General features: G+C 70.8%; 19 protein-coding genes. 18 read left to right on the forward strand and 1 reads right to left on the reverse strand.

Annotation, left to right across the window (positions count from 1 at the left end):
- The first annotated feature begins 56 nt into the window (after positions 1-56).
- On the forward strand, positions 57-857 hold the full coding sequence (locus tag Q2K20_RS07840) for a methylamine utilization protein (protein WP_181694371.1): 801 nt from the start codon (positions 57-59) through the stop codon (positions 855-857).
- A 119-nt stretch (positions 858-976) separates the two neighbouring features.
- Here the strand turns inward: Q2K20_RS07840 and Q2K20_RS07845 are convergent, their stop codons facing one another.
- Complete coding sequence (locus tag Q2K20_RS07845) at positions 977-1,636, reverse strand: DsbA family protein (protein WP_159148734.1); 660 nt, start codon at positions 1,634-1,636, stop codon at positions 977-979.
- Between the two features lie 142 nt (positions 1,637-1,778).
- On the opposite strand from Q2K20_RS07845, the gene thrS reads away from it, so the two are divergent.
- From thrS to Q2K20_RS07930, 17 genes are all read left to right on the forward strand, one after another.
- The gene (gene thrS, locus Q2K20_RS07850; RefSeq protein ID WP_269501433.1) at positions 1,779-3,878 is read left to right on the forward strand and encodes a threonine--tRNA ligase; all 2,100 of its coding nucleotides are present in this window, start codon (positions 1,779-1,781) and stop codon (positions 3,876-3,878) included.
- Between the two features lie 86 nt (positions 3,879-3,964).
- Complete coding sequence (locus Q2K20_RS07855; protein ID WP_269501567.1) at positions 3,965-4,477, forward strand: HIT family protein; 513 nt, start codon at positions 3,965-3,967, stop codon at positions 4,475-4,477.
- Between the two features lie 12 nt (positions 4,478-4,489).
- Positions 4,490-5,134, forward strand: a complete 645-nt coding sequence (pgsA, locus tag Q2K20_RS07860; protein ID WP_067717846.1) for a phosphatidylinositol phosphate synthase — start codon at positions 4,490-4,492, stop codon at positions 5,132-5,134.
- On the forward strand, positions 5,131-6,039 hold the full coding sequence (locus tag Q2K20_RS07865; protein WP_269501438.1) for a phosphatidylinositol mannoside acyltransferase: 909 nt from the start codon (positions 5,131-5,133) through the stop codon (positions 6,037-6,039). Before pgsA ends, Q2K20_RS07865 begins: the two co-directional genes overlap by 4 nt.
- Before the next feature lie 7 nt (positions 6,040-6,046).
- Positions 6,047-7,162, forward strand: a complete 1,116-nt coding sequence (locus tag Q2K20_RS07870; protein ID WP_269501569.1) for a glycosyltransferase family 4 protein — start codon at positions 6,047-6,049, stop codon at positions 7,160-7,162.
- Positions 7,152-7,751: an NUDIX hydrolase gene (locus Q2K20_RS07875; RefSeq protein WP_269501441.1), complete on the forward strand. Its 600-nt coding sequence runs from the start codon at positions 7,152-7,154 to the stop codon at positions 7,749-7,751. The genes Q2K20_RS07870 and Q2K20_RS07875 overlap by 11 nt, the downstream gene beginning before the upstream one ends.
- 95 nt (positions 7,752-7,846) lie before the next feature.
- Positions 7,847-8,752, forward strand: a complete 906-nt coding sequence (gene pdxS / locus Q2K20_RS07880; RefSeq protein ID WP_067717857.1) for a pyridoxal 5'-phosphate synthase lyase subunit PdxS — start codon at positions 7,847-7,849, stop codon at positions 8,750-8,752.
- A 7-nt stretch (positions 8,753-8,759) separates the two neighbouring features.
- On the forward strand, positions 8,760-9,632 hold the full coding sequence (locus tag Q2K20_RS07885) for an acyl-CoA thioesterase (protein WP_067717859.1): 873 nt from the start codon (positions 8,760-8,762) through the stop codon (positions 9,630-9,632).
- Complete coding sequence (gene pdxT / locus Q2K20_RS07890) at positions 9,629-10,243, forward strand: pyridoxal 5'-phosphate synthase glutaminase subunit PdxT (protein ID WP_067717862.1); 615 nt, start codon at positions 9,629-9,631, stop codon at positions 10,241-10,243. Before Q2K20_RS07885 ends, pdxT begins: the two co-directional genes overlap by 4 nt.
- A gap of 81 nt (positions 10,244-10,324) precedes the next feature.
- On the forward strand, positions 10,325-11,077 hold the full coding sequence (locus Q2K20_RS07895) for a YebC/PmpR family DNA-binding transcriptional regulator (RefSeq protein WP_067717865.1): 753 nt from the start codon (positions 10,325-10,327) through the stop codon (positions 11,075-11,077).
- Between the two features lie 61 nt (positions 11,078-11,138).
- Positions 11,139-11,798 carry a crossover junction endodeoxyribonuclease RuvC gene (locus Q2K20_RS07900; RefSeq protein WP_269501449.1) on the forward strand — a complete coding sequence of 220 codons (660 nt, stop codon included), beginning with the start codon at positions 11,139-11,141 and terminating at the stop codon, positions 11,796-11,798.
- Positions 11,795-12,394, forward strand: coding sequence for a Holliday junction branch migration protein RuvA (gene ruvA / locus Q2K20_RS07905; protein ID WP_069389874.1), 600 nt, complete (start codon positions 11,795-11,797; stop codon positions 12,392-12,394). The genes Q2K20_RS07900 and ruvA overlap by 4 nt, the downstream gene beginning before the upstream one ends.
- Positions 12,394-13,518: a Holliday junction branch migration DNA helicase RuvB gene (gene ruvB, locus Q2K20_RS07910; RefSeq protein ID WP_159148724.1), complete on the forward strand. Its 1,125-nt coding sequence runs from the start codon at positions 12,394-12,396 to the stop codon at positions 13,516-13,518. Before ruvA ends, ruvB begins: the two co-directional genes overlap by 1 nt.
- A gap of 89 nt (positions 13,519-13,607) precedes the next feature.
- The gene (gene yajC / locus Q2K20_RS07915; protein WP_159148723.1) at positions 13,608-13,916 is read left to right on the forward strand and encodes a preprotein translocase subunit YajC; all 309 of its coding nucleotides are present in this window, start codon (positions 13,608-13,610) and stop codon (positions 13,914-13,916) included.
- Positions 13,917-13,988: 72 nt separating this feature from the next.
- On the forward strand, positions 13,989-15,689 hold the full coding sequence (secD, locus tag Q2K20_RS07920; RefSeq protein WP_390890240.1) for a protein translocase subunit SecD: 1,701 nt from the start codon (positions 13,989-13,991) through the stop codon (positions 15,687-15,689).
- Positions 15,686-16,747, forward strand: coding sequence for a protein translocase subunit SecF (secF, locus tag Q2K20_RS07925; protein ID WP_159148722.1), 1,062 nt, complete (start codon positions 15,686-15,688; stop codon positions 16,745-16,747). Before secD ends, secF begins: the two co-directional genes overlap by 4 nt.
- Positions 16,744-17,301 carry an adenine phosphoribosyltransferase gene (locus tag Q2K20_RS07930; protein WP_159148721.1) on the forward strand — a complete coding sequence of 186 codons (558 nt, stop codon included), beginning with the start codon at positions 16,744-16,746 and terminating at the stop codon, positions 17,299-17,301. The genes secF and Q2K20_RS07930 overlap by 4 nt, the downstream gene beginning before the upstream one ends.
- The last annotated feature ends 39 nt before the right edge of the window (positions 17,302-17,340 follow it).

Raw genomic sequence — 17,340 nt, forward strand, 5'->3', positions numbered from 1 at the left:
CCGTGGCGGATATATCCGACCTGGACCTCGGCGATCGCCCCGAGATCCGGCCGCGGATGGGCCACGCGGTCGGTATCGCCAAGCGCGTCGGGGTCGCCGCCGCATCACTGGCCGTCGGCGTCGGCGCCGCGGTGGCGGTCGGTGCCGTCACCGGCCTGACCGCACCGGTCGCCCTCACCGTGGGCGTCGTCGGCGCGGCCGCGCTCACCGCCGTCGCCGCGAACCGGTCCACCTGCGGAATGTCCGTGGCGGGCGTCGTCGCCGCCCCCAAACAGGCGGACCGGCCCGGTGACGGCTCCGCCCTGGGCCGTCTCGGTGCCCACCTCGCGGGCTCGTTGCTCACCGCTCTTCCGGTCGGTGCGGGCCTGGGCCTCGTGGGGATGGCCGTCCAGTCCGTGGTCGGGCCGGTCCCGGTGGCGCCGCTGCTGGCGGGATGGTCCTCGCTGGCGTTCCTGTACGGCCTCCACGAGACCGGCCTGCTGCGGATGCCGACGCCGATGCGACGCCAGCAGCTGCCCCGCCATCTGCGCCGGGTCGGTCGTCCGATGCGGGTGTCGTTCTACTTCGGCACGCTCATCGGGCCCGGGTTCATGATCTTCATCCGCTCCAGCGCCTACTACCTGCTGTTCCTGGGCGCGATCGCCCTCGCCAACCCCGTTCTCGGCGCGGCACTGTTCGCGGTGGTCTCGCTCGGCAGGTGCGGTCCGTCCGCCCTCGCGATCGCGCACCAGCGGCAGGGCGGCACGATGGGCGACTTCCTGCTCACGTGCATGGCCGCGGACCGCATGGTCCAGCTCGCCGCTGGCTCGGGCCTCGTGGCCCTCGCCGGTTTCGGCGCGGCGGCGCTGGCGATGTGACATGACATAGCGGCACCCCGCACGACCGGGCGCCCGATCCGCGGACAGCGGGTCGGGCGCTCGGTGGTGTGTACGGGCTCGGTTGTGTACGGGCTCGGTTGTGCACGGGCTCGGGGGACTCAGACCTCCGCCGCCATCGCCTGCTCCAGAGCTTCGTCGAACACCTCGACCGGCTGGGCCCCGCTGACGGCGAGTCGGTCGTCGAACACGAAGAACGGCACCCCCCGGACCCCGAGACCGCGGGCCGTCTCGACGTCGCGGTGCACCAGGTCGGCGTACGCGTCCCCTCGGAGCACCCGGTCGACCTCCGCTGCCGGTAACCCGGCCCCGACCCCGATCCGATGCAGCACCACCGGGTCCGAGATCGCCCGTCCCTCGGTGAAGTGGGCGCGTCGCAGGGCCTCGTCCACCGCGTCCGCCCGTCCGTGCTCGGCGGCCAGGGCGGCCAGGCGGTGGGCGTCGAAGGTCGAACAGATGCGCGCGGACCGCCAGTCGAAGTCCAGGCCGAGTTCGGTGAACCGGGCGGCCATCTGCTCCTGCCCGGCCTCCGCGTCGGCGAGCGACATCCCGTACTTGCGCGAGAGCATCTGTGCGCTCGTCTCGGTCGGCTCGTCGCCGACGACGCGGGGAGCGGAGGGGTCGAGTTCGTAGGCCCGCCACACCACCTCGACCCCGATCTCGGGGTGTCGCGCACGGAACGTCTCCAGTGCCGCCTCGAGGTGCCGCTTGCCGATCCAGCAGAACGGACAGACGACGTCGGACCAGATGTCGATGCGCATGCCGGGTGCAACGTCGCGCCGCGGTCCGGGATTCCGTCAGGGCCCCGGGTAGCATGGACCGGCCCGGTCCCTGTCGTGGACCGGTGTCAGCCCGGGTGGCCCACCGGCACCCGACGTCCACTGCCCGAGGAGATCTCCCCCCGTGTCCGAGAACCGCATTCCGGAAACCGATGCCGACGCGACGGGTGCGGCCCCTGTGACGACCGTCGTCCCGGCCGGTGAGCCCGCGGGCAAGATCCTCGCCGAGCGGGAGCTGCAGTCGCGCAGCGGCCCGCAGACGATCGTCGTGGTGCGGGATCCGGAGGGGACCCTGCGGGATCTGTCCTGGGCGCCCGCCGAGGACACGGAGGTGGAGCTCGTCCAGGCCGACTCCGAGGACGGGCGGTCGGTGATCCGGCATTCGTGCGCACACGTGCTCGCCCAGGCGGTGCAGGACAAGTTCCCCGAGGCCAAGCTCGGGATCGGCCCGCCGATCGAGAACGGCTTCTACTACGACTTCGACGTGGCCGAGCCCTTCACGCCCGAGGACCTCAAGGACCTCGAGAAGCGGATGAAGAAGATCATCAAGGCCGGCCAGCGCTTCTCGCGGCGGGAGTACGCCTCGCTCGACGAGGCGCGCACCGAGCTGGCGGGCGAGCCGTACAAGCTCGAACTGGTCGAGGACAAGGGCCGGGCGGACGCCGGCGACGCCGACGGCGCGGTGGCGCTCGAGGACTCCGAGATCATGGAGGTCGGCGCGGGTGCGCTGACCGCCTACGACAACCTCAACCCCCGCACGGGCGAGGTCATCTGGTCGGATCTGTGCCGCGGCCCGCACACGCCCACCACCAAGTTCATCCCCGCGTTCACACTCACGCGCTCGTCCGCCGCCTACTGGCGGGGCGATCAGAACAACGCCGGTCTCCAGCGGATCTACGGCACGGCCTGGGAGAGCACCGAGGCCATGGACGCCTACCTCGACCGTCTGGCCGAGGCGGAGAAGCGGGATCACCGTCGGCTCGGGACCGAGCTGGACCTGTTCAGCTTCCCCGACGAGATCGGGTCCGGGTTCCCGGTGTTCCACCCCCGCGGCGGGATCATCCGCAACGAGATGGAGCAGCACTCCCTCAGGCGCCACCTGTCCGCCGGGTACTCGCTCGTCAACACCCCGCACGTGACCAAGGGCGACCTGTTCCGCAAGTCCCAGCACCTGAGCTGGTACTCGGAGGGGATGTTCCCCCCCATGGTCCTGGACGCGGAGTACGACGCGGACGGCAAGGAGACCAAGCCGGGGCAGGACTACTACGTCAAGCCGATGAACTGCCCCATGCACAACCTCGTCTTCGACTCCCGCGGCCGCTCGTACCGCGAGCTCCCGCTGCGGATGTTCGAGTTCGGAACGGTGTACCGGTACGAGAAGTCCGGGGTGATCCACGGCCTCACCCGCGCCCGCGGCTTCACCCAGGACGACGCGCACATCTACTGCACCGAGGAGCAGATGGAGGGCGAGATCGCCTCCGTTCTCTCCTTCATCATCTCGCTCCTGCGCGACTACGGCCTCGAGGACTTCTACCTCGAGCTGTCGACCAAGGATCCGGAGAAGTACGTCGGCGGCGACGAGATCTGGGAGCGCGCGACGGACACGCTGCGTCGGGTGGCCACGAACTCCGGCCTCGAGCTGGTCCCGGACCCGGGCGGGGCCGCCTTCTACGGCCCCAAGATCTCCGTCCAGGCACGCGACGCCATCGGGCGTACGTGGCAGATGTCGACGGTCCAGCTGGACTTCAACCTGCCCGAGCTGTTCGACCTGACCTACAACGCCGCGGACGGCACCAAGAAGAGGCCGGTGATGATCCACCGCGCGCTCTTCGGCTCGATCGAGCGGTTCTTCGCGGTCCTGCTCGAGCACTACGCCGGTCTGTTCCCGGCGTGGCTGGCGCCCGTGCAGGTGGTGGGCATCCCCGTGGCGGAGGCGCACGAGAAGCATCTCGAGGACGTGATCGACGAGCTCCGGGGGCGCGGTATCCGCGCCGAGCTCGACGTCTCCGACGAGCGGATGCAGAAGAAGATCCGCAACCACACCACCGGCAAGGTCCCGTTCATGCTCCTGGCCGGTGACCGCGACGTCGAGGCGGGCGCGGTGAGCTTCCGGTTCCCGGACGGGACGCAGCTCAACGGGGTCTCGCGGAACGCCGCGATGGACAAGATCTCGTACTGGGTCAACTCCCGACGCAACGACGTGCCGACCGCGGAGCGCGTGTGACGGCCGGAGATCCGTCCTCGACGGGCGTCTACCGCCAGTTCGGGGTGGGGGAGGACCACCTCCAGTTGCTGTGGGCGCCCTACCGGATGTCATATATCGCCGAGTCGCGTCCCGAGCCGGCCGAGGGGATGACGGGGGAGCCGTTCCTCGACATCCCGAGGATGAGCGACGAGGACGGGCTGATGGTCGCCCGGGGCGAGCACGTCTACGTCGTGCTCAACCTGTTCCCCTACAACCCGGGTCACTCGATGGTGGTGCCGTACCGCAAGGTGGCGGACCTGGAGGACCTCGACGACGACGAGTCCCGCGAACTCATGTCGTACACGCAGCACCTGATCCGGGTCATCAAGACGGTCTCGAACCCGGACTCGTTCAACGTGGGGCTCAATCTGGGTGGCGCGGCCGGCGGGTCCCTGTCCGAGCATCTGCACCAACACGTCGTGCCACGCTGGATCGGTGACGCGAACTTCATTACCGTGACCGGCGGGACCAAGGTGCTGCCGCAGCTCCTCCGACAGACGCGGCAGCTGCTCTCGGAGGCGTGGTCCACCACGGTGTCATCGGATGGCGTGTCCGGACCAGACCGCACCTCGAAGTAGGCAGGGAGTCGAATGCTCAGCGAGTACGGAAGGTCGGGGGTCGCCAGGGTGGCCCACCCCCTGGCGGCGTTCCTCGTCCGCAGCGGCGTCACCGCCAACGGGATCACCCTCGCCGGCCTCCTGCTGACCTGCGCCGCGGCGATCACCCTGTTCGGACCCGGTCACCTGGTGGCCGGCGCGATCGTCATCGCACTGTGCACCCTGTTCGATCTGGTGGACGGTGCGGTCGCCCGCGCGAGCGGGGGCGGGTCACCGTACGGGGCCCTGGTCGACGCTGTCTCCGATCGGGTCGCGGACGGCGTGATCCTGGCGTCGCTGGTGTGGTGGCTGGTCCACACCGAGCCCGACAACCGGTACGCGCTGGTCATGCTCCTGGCCTGCCTGATCCTGTCCCAGGTGGTGTCCTACTCCAAGGCCCGCGCCGACGCGGGCGGGCTGCACACACCGGGCGGGCTGATGGAGCGCGCCGATCGCCTGGTCCTCATCCTGCTCGGCGCCGGCCTCGAGGGGCTGGGGGTGCCGTGGGCGCTCGAGGTCGGGCTGACCGCCGTCGCGGTGGGTAGTTTCGTCACGGTGATCCAGCGGGTGTGGGGCGGCCGCACCGACTACCTCGAACGCGTGGCGCGTAGCGATGCCCCTGCGGTGGGAGACCGATGAGCGCACTCGGCGATCGCCTGACCGATCTCGGGTACGCCGCCGGATGGGCCGTGGTGCGCGGCCTGCCCGAGCCGGTCGCGCGCACCCTCTTCCGAACGGGCGCCGATCTTGCGGCCCGCCGACAGGGTCCGGACTCGCAGCTGCGCCGGAACCTGGCCCGCGTCCTCGGGGTCGCCCCGGCCGAGGTCCCCGACCAGCTGATCCGGGATTCCCTCCGCTCCTACGCCCGCTACTGGCGCGAGGCGTTCCGCCTGCCCTCCATGGATCGCGAGGCCGTAGCCCGCGAGATGGACCGGACGATCGCCGGGGTCGAGAACCTCGACGCGGCGCTCGAGCAGGGGCGCGGGGTGGTCGTCGCGCTGCCGCACTCGGCCAACTGGGACCTGGGCGGCACCTGGCTGGCGCGACGCTACGGCGGGTTCGCCACCGTCGCCGAGAGACTCGAGCCGGAATCGCTGTACCAGCGCTTCCTGGACTTCCGCGAGGGCCTGGGCTTCACCATCTACCCGCACACGGGCGGACCCACCCCGCCGCTGGACGCCCTGCGCGAGTACCTCGCAGGGGGCGGGATCGTCTGCCTACCGGGGGAGCGGGACCTGCGCCGGACCGGGGTGCCCGTGACGTTCTTCGGCGAGCAGACGCGCATGCCCGCGGGTGCGGCCCGGCTCGCGGTGGAGACCGGCGCGCCGCTGCTGGTCGCCCAGTTCTGGTACGCCGACGAGGAGACGATGCGGGTCCGCATCACCCCGCCCATCGACGTCTCAGGTGGTATCGAACCGGCGGTCCAGGCGATGGCCGACCTGTTCGCCGAGGGGATCGCCCGGCACCCCGCGGACTGGCACATGCTCCAGCCACTGTGGCTGGACGACCTGCCGGCCGAGCGGCGTGCGCGGATCGAGCGCTGACCCCGCCGTGCGCATCGGCATGATCTGCCCCTACTCGTTCGACGCCCCGGGCGGGGTGCAGGCCCACGTCGTGGACCTGACCGAGGAGTTGCGACGCCGCGGACACACTGTCCGGGTCCTGGCCCCGGGCAGTCCCGGCAGCGCGCCGGTTTCCGGGATGACCCTGACGGGGCCGGGCGTCCCGATCCCCTACAACGGGTCCGTGGCCCGGCTCAGCTTCGGCCCCTCCACCTGGCAGGCCACCCGACAGTGGCTCCGCGAGCAACCGCTGGACGTCCTGCACATCCACGAACCCAACGCCCCGGGCGTCGGCATGTTCGCCCTGGCGATGTCCTCTGGGCCCATCACGGCCACGTTCCACACCTCCACCACGGGGTCGATGATCCTCGGCGCCGCCGACGGGGTCCTGGCCCCGCTGCTCGAGAAGATCCGCGGTCGGATCGCGGTGTCGACCCTGGCGCGCCGCTGGCAGATGGAGGCCCTGGGCTCCGACGCCGTCGAGATCCCCAACGGCGTCGACGTGTCCGCGTTCACCGACGTCGACACCTCCGCCGAGCCGACCGACGCACCGACCGTGGCGTTCCTCGGCCGCTACGACGAACCCCGCAAGGGGATGGGGGTACTCGCCGCGGCGCTCCCCGCCGTCCTGCGGGACGTCCCGGATCTGCGGCTGAGGGTCATGGGCGACGGCGACGAGCGGGCACTGCGCGCCACCCTCCCGGTCGGGTTGGACGTGGAATTCCTCGGCCGGGTCGACGACACCCGCAAGGCCGCGGTGCTGGCCGCCGCGGACGCCTACTGCGCACCCAACACCGGAGGGGAGAGCTTCGGCATCGTGCTCGTGGAGGCCATGGCCGCCGGGACCGCCGTGGTGGCCGCCGACCTCGACGCGTTCCGCCGGGTCCTCCGGGACGGCGAGTGCGGGGAACTCGCCACGGTCGGCGACGCCGACGCCCTCGCCGCCGCACTCACGAGGGTCCTCACCGACCCCGGACGGCGTGCCGATCTCCGCACGCGCGGTCTCCAGGCGGTCCGGGAGTACGACTGGCCCGTCGTCGCCGACCGGGTGGTGCGCGTGTACGAGACCATCCGCGGCCCGGGGGAGACGCTGCGTGTCCGCTGAACTGATCGTCCTCGTCGTCGTCGTCCTCGTCGCCGCGCTCGCGGCGTTGCTCTCCGCGTACCTCACCGCCCACCGCCTGGACCGCCTCCACATCCGCACCGACCTGGCCCGCGCCGCCCTGACCGGGGCCCTGGAGCGACGCCACACGGTCGCCGCCGCCGTCGCCCGCGACCTCTCGGCGCGGGACCCGGCGGGCGCGGACCGCCTGGCGCGGGCTCTCGCGCACGCCCGCGCCCACCCTCCGGGCGCGATCACCGGGCCGGACCCCGCGCCGCACCCGGACCACCGACGTCGCCGCGACACGGGCGGCGCGCCGGACGACCCCGCCGAGCCCGACGCCGAGGTCGCGGAGAACACCCTCGGCGTGGTCCTGTCCGGGGTCGACACGGACGCGCTGCCCGACGATCTCGCCGCCGAGCTGGAGGACGCCTCGGATCGCGTCTCCATGGCCCGGCGCTTCTACAACGACGCCGTCCGTGACACCCGCAGTCTGCGGGAACAGGCCCCGGTCCGCCTCCTGCGACTGGCCGGCCGGGCCCCGATGCCGGGGTACGTCGAACTCGTCGACGCGCCGCCACCGCAGGCCTGACCAACCCCGGTGGGGCGGCGGTTGGGGCGCCGGGGTGAGGGAGACCTACACTGGACCCCTGTCACACGTCGTCTGAGCCAGGAAAGGCCTATTTCGTGAGCGACCCGCAGTCCAGCGAGAACACCACCGGAACCGCACGCGTCAAGCGAGGTATGGCCGAGATGCTCAAGGGCGGCGTCATCATGGACGTCGTCACCGCCGAGCAGGCGAAGATCGCCGAGGACGCCGGCGCCGTGGCCGTGATGGCCCTCGAGCGCGTCCCCGCCGACATCCGGGCACAGGGCGGCGTCGCCCGCATGAGCGACCCCGACCTCATCGACGGCATCATCGAGGCCGTCTCCATCCCCGTGATGGCCAAGGCCCGCATCGGGCACTTCGTCGAGGCGCAGATCCTCCAGGCCCTCGGCGTGGACTACGTCGACGAGTCCGAGGTCCTCACCCCGGCCGACTACGCCAACCACATCGACAAGTTCGGCTTCACCGTGCCGTTCGTCTGTGGCGCCACCAACCTCGGCGAGGCCCTGCGCCGCATCACCGAGGGCGCGGCGATGATCCGCTCCAAGGGCGAGGCCGGCACCGGTGACGTCTCCAACGCCACCACCCACATGCGCCAGATCCGGCAGCAGATCCGCACGCTGCAGAGCCTGCCGTCCGACGAGCTGTATGTGGCCGCCAAGGAGCTCCAGGCGCCGTACGAGCTGGTCAAGGAGGTCGCTGAGACCGGCAAGCTCCCCGTGGTCCTGTTCACCGCGGGCGGCATCGCCACCCCGGCCGACGCCGCGATGATGATGCAGCTCGGTGCCGAGGGCGTGTTCGTCGGTTCCGGCATCTTCAAGTCCGGCAACCCCTCCGAGCGGGCCAAGGCGATCGTCAAGGCGACGACCTTCCACGACGATCCGGAGATGCTCGCGACCATCTCCCGCGGCCTCGGCGAGGCCATGGTCGGCATCAACGTCGACGACATCCCCGAGCCCCACCGGCTCGCCGAGCGGGGCTGGTGACCCGCCGGTGGCGAAGATCGAGGACATCCTCGAGATCGAGCGGATAGACCGCGACCTCTTCCGGGGACCGGCCATCCGCACGCACCTGCAGCGGACCTTCGGCGGCCAGGTCGCCGGTCAGACCCTCGTCGCCGCGGTCCGGACCGTGGACTCCGACAAGCACGTCCACTCCCTGCACGGGTACTTCATCCGGCCGGGCATCCCCGACGTGCCGACCGTCTTCCAGGTCGACCGCCTCCGGGACGGTCGCAGCTTCGCCACCCGCCGTGTCACCGCCATCCAGGAGGGGGAGCCGATCTTCTCCATGTCGGCCTCCTTCCACCTGGTCGACCAGGAGGGCATCGAGCACCAGGACTCGATGCCCCGGGTCGTGGGGCCCGAGGAGATCGACGTCCCGACGATCGACGACCTCGACGAGGCCCACCGCATCTTCGCCGAGGAATGGGCCCAGTGGGACATCCGGATCGTCCCCCGGGACCGCCTGGAGACGAGTTCGGCGTTGGCCTCGCAGCAGCGGGTGTGGTTCCGGAGCGTCGACGCGCTGCCGGACGATCCGAACTTCCACGTGTGCACGCTCGCGTACATGTCGGACATGACGCTGTTGGGCTCGGCCAAGGTCCCGCACCCCGACGAGCCCACCCAGGACGCCTCGCTCGACCACGCCATGTGGTTCATGCGCCCCTTCCGGGCCGATGACTGGTTGCTGTACGACCAGACCTCGCCGTCGGCGTTCGGGGGGCGCGCCCTCACCCAGGGGCGGATCTTCGACCGCTCCGGCAGGCTCGTCGCTGCCGTCACCCAGGAGGGACTGTCCCGGCGCCTGCGCCCGGGTGCGCAGCCGTTCCCGGTGAGCACCACCGACGACCCGTCGAAGAAGTGAGCGCGGACGCCCCGACCGTCGGTGTCCTCGCCCTCCAGGGCGATGTCGCCGAACACGTCCGCCACCTCGAGTCCGTCGGCGCGCGGGCCGTGGCCGTCCGCCGGCGCTCCGAACTCGACGGCGTGGACGGACTCATCCTGCCCGGCGGGGAATCCACCGCGATGAGTCGGCTTCTGGACGTCTACGACATGTACGAACCGGTGGCCGAGAGGATCTCCGGCGGCATGCCGGTCTACGGCTCCTGCGCGGGCATGATCCTGCTGGCGTCGGTCGTCCTGGACACCCGGGCGGACGCCACCTGGTTCTCCGCGATCGACATGACCGTCCGTCGGAACGCCTTCGGACGGCAGGTCGACTCGTTCGAGGCCGACCTCGTCGTCGACGCCCTCGGCGCCGACCCGGTTCGGACCGTGTTCATCCGCGCACCCTGGGTCGAGACGGTGGGCCCCGACGTGGAGGTACTCGCCCGCGTCCGCGCCTCCGACGGCCACGATCACGTGGTCGCGGTGCGGCAGGGCAACGCCCTGGCGACCTCCTTCCACCCCGAGGTGACCGACGATGTGCGCGTTCACCGGTACTTCGTCGACATGGTGCGGCAGTCGACCTCGTAGACTGGCCAGTCAGCGACACATCGCACCGGGCGGCCAACCGAGGTCGGCCCGGACTGACACCCCCGGAGGGCGGAACATCCCATGTCAGGCCATTCCAAGTGGGCCACCACCAAGCACAAGAAGGCCGCGATCGACGCCAAGCGCGGCAAACTCTTCGCCAAGCTCGTCAAGAACATCGAGGTGGCGGCCCGTACGGGCGGCGGTGACCCAGCCGGCAACCCCACGCTCTACGACGCCATCCAGAAGGCCAAGAAGAACTCTGTCCCGGGCGACAACGTCGAGCGCGCGCGCAGACGTGGCGCCGGCGAGGAGGCGGGCGGCGCCGAGTGGGAGACCATCATGTACGAGGGGTACGGCCCGAACGGCGTGGCCCTGCTCATCGAGTGTCTGACCGACAACCGCAACCGCGCCGCAGGCGAGGTGCGCACGGCGATGACCCGCAACGGCGGCAACCTCGCCGACCCCGGTTCGGTGGCCTACCTGTTCACCCGCAAGGGCGAGATCGTGCTGGACAAGGGTGAGCTCGAGGAGGACGACGTCCTCATGGCCGTACTCGAGGCCGGGGCCGAGGAGGTCAACGACCTCGGCGAGCAGTTCGAGGTGGTCTGCGAACCCACCGACCTCGTCCGGGTGCGCACCGCGCTCCAGGAGGCCGGCATCGACTACGACTCGGCCGAGTCCGGGTTCCGCGCCTCGGTCGAGGTGACGGTCGACGCCGACGGCGCCACCAAGGTCTTCAAGCTCATCGACGCGCTCGAGGACTCCGACGACGTCCAGAACGTCTACTCGAACCTCGACGTGCCGGACGACGTGCTGGCGGCGCTCAACGCCTGACGGGCGGCCCACTGGTAGGGTCTCGAACGTAGGTTCTACCACTGGTCGGCGAAAGGTCGCTATGCGCGTGATGGGTGTGGACCCGGGACTGACCCGGTGCGGGCTCGCGCTGATCGAGACCGAGCCGGGTCGGGCCGTCACGGCGTTGGACGTGGACGTGGTGCGGACGACCGCCCAGGAACCACTCGAGAGGCGCCTGCGGGCGGTCCACGCCGTGGCGGACGAGTGGATGGAGATCCACCGCCCGGACGTGGTCGCCATCGAGCGGGTCTTCGCCCAGAACCAGGTCTCCACCGCCATGGGCACGGCCCAGGCCGCCGGCGTCGTGGCACTGGCCGCCGCCTATCGCGACATCCCGGTGGCCTTCCACACGCCCTCCGAGGTCAAGGCGGCCATCACCGGCAGCGGGCGCGCGGACAAGAAGCAGATGACCCTGATGATCACCCGGATCCTCGGCCTGCAGAAGCCCCCCAGCCCGGCGGACGCGGCCGACGCCCTCGCGCTCGCCGTGTGCCACAGCTGGCGGGCGCCCATGCAGGGCCGGGTCGCCGCGCTGGACGGCCACGTCGCGCGGTCCCGGGCCGGATTCGAGTCGAAGGTGGCGGCGGCACGGGACGCCGCCACGTCGAACACACACGGTGGTCGCAGCGCGGCCGCCGATCAGGAGCGCGCCCGGGCCGCGGCCCGGGGCATGGCGCGGACGAAGGGAGTGCGCTGGTGATCGCCTCGATCCGGGGGACCGTGGCCGAGATCGGCCTGGACCGCTGCGTTGTGGAGACCGGGGGAGTCGGGGTGCTCGTTCACGCGACCCCCGCGGCGCTCGCCGGTCTCCGGCGCGGGGCGGAGGGGATGCTCCACACGGAGCTGGTGGTGCGCGAGGACTCGCTCACCCTGTACGGATTCGACTCGGTGGACGCGCGTCAGTTGTTCCTCACCGTGCAGACCGTCTCCGGCGTCGGACCACGACTGGCACTGGCGATCGTCGCGACCCTCGAGCCGGAGGCCCTCGTCCGGGCCCTCGGAACCGGGGACGTCACGGCGTTGACCCGCGTCCCCGGCGTGGGCAAGCGCACGGCCGAACGCATGGTGCTGGAACTCAAGGACAAGGTCGGTCCCGTGTCTGACGGTGGCTCCGTGGGGATCCAGGGCGACACGACCGGCGGGTCGGCCGCGACCGAGGTCGCAGAGGCACTCGAGGGCCTGGGCTTCTCGTCCGCGGAGGCCGAGAAGACCGCCACCGCGGTGCTCGCGGCCGAGCCGGACCTCGACCCGGCGCAGGCCCTGCGACTGGCCCTCAAGTCACTCGGTAAGCGCTGATGGCGGGACCGTTCGACGCGCCCGGCGACGGGCGTTCCCCCGACGCCGACGACGGGGCGGGCCACGAGGGCGAGCTGTCCGCGACCGCGACCCCGTTCGACACCGACGTCGAGGGTGCCCTCCGACCTCGCAGCCTGGGCGAGTTCATCGGCCAGGAGACGGTCCGGGAGCAACTGGACCTGGTCCTCACCGCCGCCACCCGCCGTGGGGTCGTGCCCGACCATCTGCTCTTCTCCGGGCCTCCCGGGCTGGGCAAGACGAGTCTCGCGATGATCGTCGCGGCGGAACTCGGCGGCTCACTACGGATCACCTCCGGTCCCGCCCTCGAACGACCCGGCGACCTCGCCGCGATGCTGTCCAATCTCATTGAGGGCGACGTCCTGTTCATCGACGAGATCCACCGCATCGCGCGCCCGGCCGAGGAGATGCTCTATCTCGCGATGGAGGACTTCCGGATCGACATCATGGTGGGCAAAGGGCCCGGGGCCACCTCGATCCCGCTGGAGATCGCCCCGTTCACCCTGGTCGGTGCCACCACGCGATCCGGTGCGCTGACCGGTCCGCTGCGCGACAGGTTCGGGTTCACCGCGCACATGGACTTCTACACGGACGCCGACCTCGCCAGGATCGTCACCCGCGCGGCGGACATCCTCGCCATTCCCGTGGAGCCCGATGCCGCGCTGGAGATCGCCGGCCGGTCGCGGGGCACACCCCGGATCGCCAACCGGCTCCTGCGACGGGTCCGCGACTTCGCCGAGGTCCGGGCCGACGGTCGCATCACCGTGCCCGTCGCCAGGGCCGCCCTCGAGGTGTACGAGGTCGACGAGCTGGGTCTCGACCGTCTCGACCGCGCGGTCCTCAGGGCGCTCCTCGTCCAGCACGAGGGGGGCCCGGTGGGGCTGAGCACCCTGGCCGTGGCGGTGGGGGAGGAGTCCACCACCCTGGAGGAGGTGTGCGAACCCTTCCTCGTCCGGGCGGGTCTGCTCGCACGCACCCCCCGCGGGCGCATCGCGACCGCCGCGGCGTGGGAGCACCTGGGCCTCACCCGGCCAGGGCCCGACAGGGCGGCCGGGGACCCGATGTTGCCGGTCGAGGTCGACCGGGGCCCCGGCGCGCGCGGTTGAGCCCCGGGCTGGCATCCTCGGACGAGACCGTCCGTAGCCCGGACCCGCCAGCGACCCGGAACCGGCGGGTCCATGTCAGGAGGACCCGAATGGGACTGGAACTGCTGCTGCCGTTGATGATCGTCGTGCTGATCGTGCTGATGGTCCTGCAGAGCACGAGACAGCGCAGGGCGATGAAGGACATGCGGGAGATGCAGGCCTCACTGACGGCGGGCGATCGCGTGCTCACCACCTCAGGCCTGCGCGCGACCATCGTCTCCGTGGGCGACGAGACCGTGGAACTGGAGATCGCCGAGGGCGTCCGCACCCAGTGGGACCGACGCGTCATCCGCGAGAAGATCGACGCCGGTACGACCCCCGGAGCCGACACCGGCACCGGTGCCGCGGATTCCCGGTAGGCCACGACCGGCGAGTAGTGTAATGGGGCCCTCCAGCCGGAGGCCCCAGACGAAGACCGAGAGAGATCACCTGTGTCACCAGCTCGTCCTCGAGGCGCCGACGCCCGCCCCAGACCGTGGGCGCTGCTGTCCGCGTTCTTCCTGGTGCTGTTCATCATCTTCCTCGGCGCCTTCGCCGTCGCCGAGCGCGGCCTGACGCCGAAGCTGGGCATCGATCTGCAGGGCGGTACCCGCGTCACGCTGATCCCCAAGGGGGACCCCGACGAGGCGGACCTGCGACTGGCCCAGGACATCATCCGCGACCGGGTCGACGGGCTCGGCGTCGCCGGGACCTCGGTCGTCATCGAGGGCAGCAACATCGTCCTCACGGTCCCCGGTGAGGACTCCAGCCAGGCCCGTGACCTCGGCACCACCTCGCAGCTGACGATCCGTCCCGTGCTGCAGGTCCAGCCCGTCGCCGAGGGCGACGTCGAGCCCGTGCCCGCCGCCAAGGGGGACCGCGACGCCGTCGCCAGGGAGGTCGAGGAGGCCCGCGAGCTCCGCCAGGGCGACCCGCAGGAGCTCACCGAGACCCTCGCGACCTTCCGCTGCCCGGAGCGCGATGTCCTGGCCGGCTTCGACGACCCGTCCCAGGCCCTCATCGCCTGCGGTGAGGGCGCCAAGTACGTCCTCGGCCCGGTCCCGTTGCTCATCGGGGAACCGGAGGACGGGAAGCGGCTCGACGGGCAACAGATCGTCAAGGACTCCGTCAGTTCCGGGTTCAACCAGCAGGCCGCCAAGAACGAGGTCTCCTTCCGGTTCAACGCCGGACCCGGTGAGCAGGGAAGCGCCACCTGGTCCCGCTTGACCCAGGAGAACCTCCAGCGGCAGATCGCCATCCTCCTCGACGGCGAGGTCATCAGCGCGCCCGTCGTCCAGGGCGTCACGCCGGTCGGTTCGGCGACCTCCATCACCGGTGACTTCAGCACGGACGAGGCGGCCTCTCTCGCCGCGAACCTGCGCTACGGTGCCCTGCCCATCTCCTTCGAGGACCCCAACGTCGACAACGTCCCGGCGTCCCTCGGTCTGGCCTCGCTCGAGGCGGGCCTGCTCGCGGGCGCCATCGGATTCCTGCTGGTACTGGCGTACTCGGCCTTCTTCTACCGCCTGCTCGGTGTGCTGGCGTTCCTCTCGCTGGCCCTGTCGTTCCTGCTCACCTACATCCTGTTGGTGTTCCTCGGATACACCGTCGACTACAGCCTCGACCTCGCGGGCATCGCGGGCCTCGTCATCGGTATCGGCATGACCGCCGATTCCTACGTCGTGTTCTTCGAGCGCATCAAGGACGAACTGCGGGACGGCCACCGGTTCAGATCCGCGGTGCCACGGGCGTGGAAGAGCGCCAGCCGCACCATCGTCACCGGCAACATGGTCAGCCTCATCGGAGCGCTCGTGCTCTACCTGCTGGCCAGCGGCGAGGTGCGCGGATTCGCGTTCACCCTGGGCCTCACGACCATCATGGACGTCTTCGTCGCGTTCACCGTGACCTGGCCGCTCGTCTACCTCGCCTCCACCAAACCCACCTTCGCCAAGACCTGGGCGAACGGGATGGGACGGATGGAGAACCTCCAGGCAGCCGCGGCGGAACAGCGCCGCATCGACCGGAAGACCGAGAGCGATCTCGAGCAGGGCCGGGGCCGCGGGGTCACCGCGACCATCCGCGGCCCGGGCGGCGACACCATCACCGAACCGCGCACCGAGCGTCCCGCCACCGATGAGGAGGAGGGCCGATGAGCACTCCCACGACCACCGAGCCCGGGAGCGGCGCCGCCGCCCCCGCCGGCCGGTCCGACAGTCTGTTCACGCGGCTCTACACGGGTACCGGGGCGTTCGGCATTGTCCCGAACCGCCGGAGGTTCTACGTCCTCACCACCGTGATCGTGGCGATCTGCCTGGCGAGCATCATCTTCCGTGGCTTCAGCTTCGGTATCGACTTCACCGGTGGCACCAAGCTCACCATGCCCGCAGCCGACCACGACAAGAGCCGCGTGGCCGCGGTGGTCGAGGAGTCGGTGGGTGAGGAACCGCAGACGGTGCAGATCGTCGGAGCCGGGGACGCGCGCATCGTCGAGGTGGAGACGCGGTTCCTCACCAGCGACGAGATCCGTGCGGCCAAGAACGCCCTCTACGAGGAGTTCCGGCCGGTCACGGCCGACGGTGACGCCTCCGTGGAGGCGATCGGCGACTCCGCGCGCTCGGAGAGCTGGGGAGGGCAGGTCACCGAGAACGCACTGATCGCTCTCGGGGTGTTCCTCGTCATCGTCTTCGCCTACATCGCGTTCCGCTTCGAATGGCGGATGGCCACCGCAGCCATCGTCGCCCTGCTGTTCGACGTACTGACCACCGCCGGCGTCTACTCTCTCGTCGGCTTCGAGGTCACCCCGGCCACCGTGATCGGTCTGCTGACCATCCTCGGCTTCTCGCTGTACGACACGGTGATCGTGTTCGACAAGGTCGAGGAGAACACCCGCGGCATCAGACACACCGCGAGCCGCACCTACGCCGAAGAGGCGAACCTGGGTGTCAACCAGACCCTCATGCGTTCGATCCACACCACCATCATCGGCGTGCTGCCCCTGCTGGCGCTGGTCGTGATCGCCGTGTGGATCCTCGGGGTGGGCACCCTCATGGATCTTGCACTCGTCCAGATGGTGGGGATCATCACCGGCACCTTCTCCTCGGTCTTCCTCGCGACACCCCTGCTGGTGTCGCTCAAGAACCGCGATCCGGAGATCAGACGCCAGACCGCCAAGGTCCTGGCCCGACGCGAGAAGGCCGAGGCCGCCGCATGACCGAACCTGCTGTCACCCCCGTCTCACCTGCCATCAGTTCGGCCGTGGAGCGGTTGATGCGTCGCGTCGAGGACTTCCCCTCCGCGGGCGTCCAGTTCTGCGACCTCACTCCGGTCCTCGCGGACGCCGACGGCTTCGACGCCGTCGTCGCCGGCCTGATCGCCGGGCACGAGATCGGCAGTGTGGACTACGTCGCCGGGCTCGACGCCCGGGGGTTCCTGCTCGCCGGCGCGGCAGCCGTGCGGCTACACACCGGTGTCCTGGCCATCCGCAAGGCCGGCAAGCTCCCGCCACCGGTGCATTCGCGGTCCTACGAGCTCGAGTACGGCGCCGCCACGTTGGAACTCCCCGCGGACGGGCTCGATCTCGGGGGGAAGCGCGTCCTCGTCGTCGACGACGTCCTCGCCACCGGGGGGACCCTCACCGCCGCGGTCGGTCTGCTGGAGGACTGTGGGGCGATCGTCGCGGGGCTGTCCGTGGTGCTCGAGGTCCCCGGCCTCGGGGGGCGGGATAGACTGGCCGCCACACCGCTGACCTGCCTCACGGTCGCGTGACCGCCGACCGTTCCTGACGGCCCGGAACTGGAGGGAGGA

The organism is Dietzia sp. IN118 (genome assembly GCF_032905965.1).
GTDB classification, from domain to species: Bacteria; Actinomycetota; Actinomycetes; order Mycobacteriales; family Mycobacteriaceae; genus Dietzia; species Dietzia kunjamensis.

Excerpts from the sequence above, each read along its gene's own strand:
- yajC (WP_159148723.1), top strand. The coding sequence starts at position 13,608 with ATGGGACTGGAACTGCTGCTGCCGTTGATGATCGTCGTGCTGATCGTG.
- Q2K20_RS07840 (WP_181694371.1), top strand. The coding sequence starts at position 57 with ATGGGCCACGCGGTCGGTATCGCCAAGCGCGTCGGGGTCGCCGCCGCA.
- Q2K20_RS07845 (WP_159148734.1), bottom strand. The coding sequence starts at position 1,636 with ATGCGCATCGACATCTGGTCCGACGTCGTCTGTCCGTTCTGCTGGATC.
- Q2K20_RS07895 (WP_067717865.1), top strand. The coding sequence starts at position 10,325 with ATGTCAGGCCATTCCAAGTGGGCCACCACCAAGCACAAGAAGGCCGCG.
- secF (WP_159148722.1), top strand. The coding sequence starts at position 15,686 with ATGAGCACTCCCACGACCACCGAGCCCGGGAGCGGCGCCGCCGCCCCC.
- ruvB (WP_159148724.1), top strand. The coding sequence starts at position 12,394 with ATGGCGGGACCGTTCGACGCGCCCGGCGACGGGCGTTCCCCCGACGCC.
- Q2K20_RS07930 (WP_159148721.1), top strand. The coding sequence starts at position 16,744 with ATGACCGAACCTGCTGTCACCCCCGTCTCACCTGCCATCAGTTCGGCC.
- Q2K20_RS07900 (WP_269501449.1), top strand. The coding sequence starts at position 11,139 with ATGCGCGTGATGGGTGTGGACCCGGGACTGACCCGGTGCGGGCTCGCG.
- Q2K20_RS07865 (WP_269501438.1), top strand. The coding sequence starts at position 5,131 with ATGAGCGCACTCGGCGATCGCCTGACCGATCTCGGGTACGCCGCCGGA.
- pgsA (WP_067717846.1), top strand. The coding sequence starts at position 4,490 with ATGCTCAGCGAGTACGGAAGGTCGGGGGTCGCCAGGGTGGCCCACCCC.
- Q2K20_RS07855 (WP_269501567.1), top strand. The coding sequence starts at position 3,965 with ATGTCATATATCGCCGAGTCGCGTCCCGAGCCGGCCGAGGGGATGACG.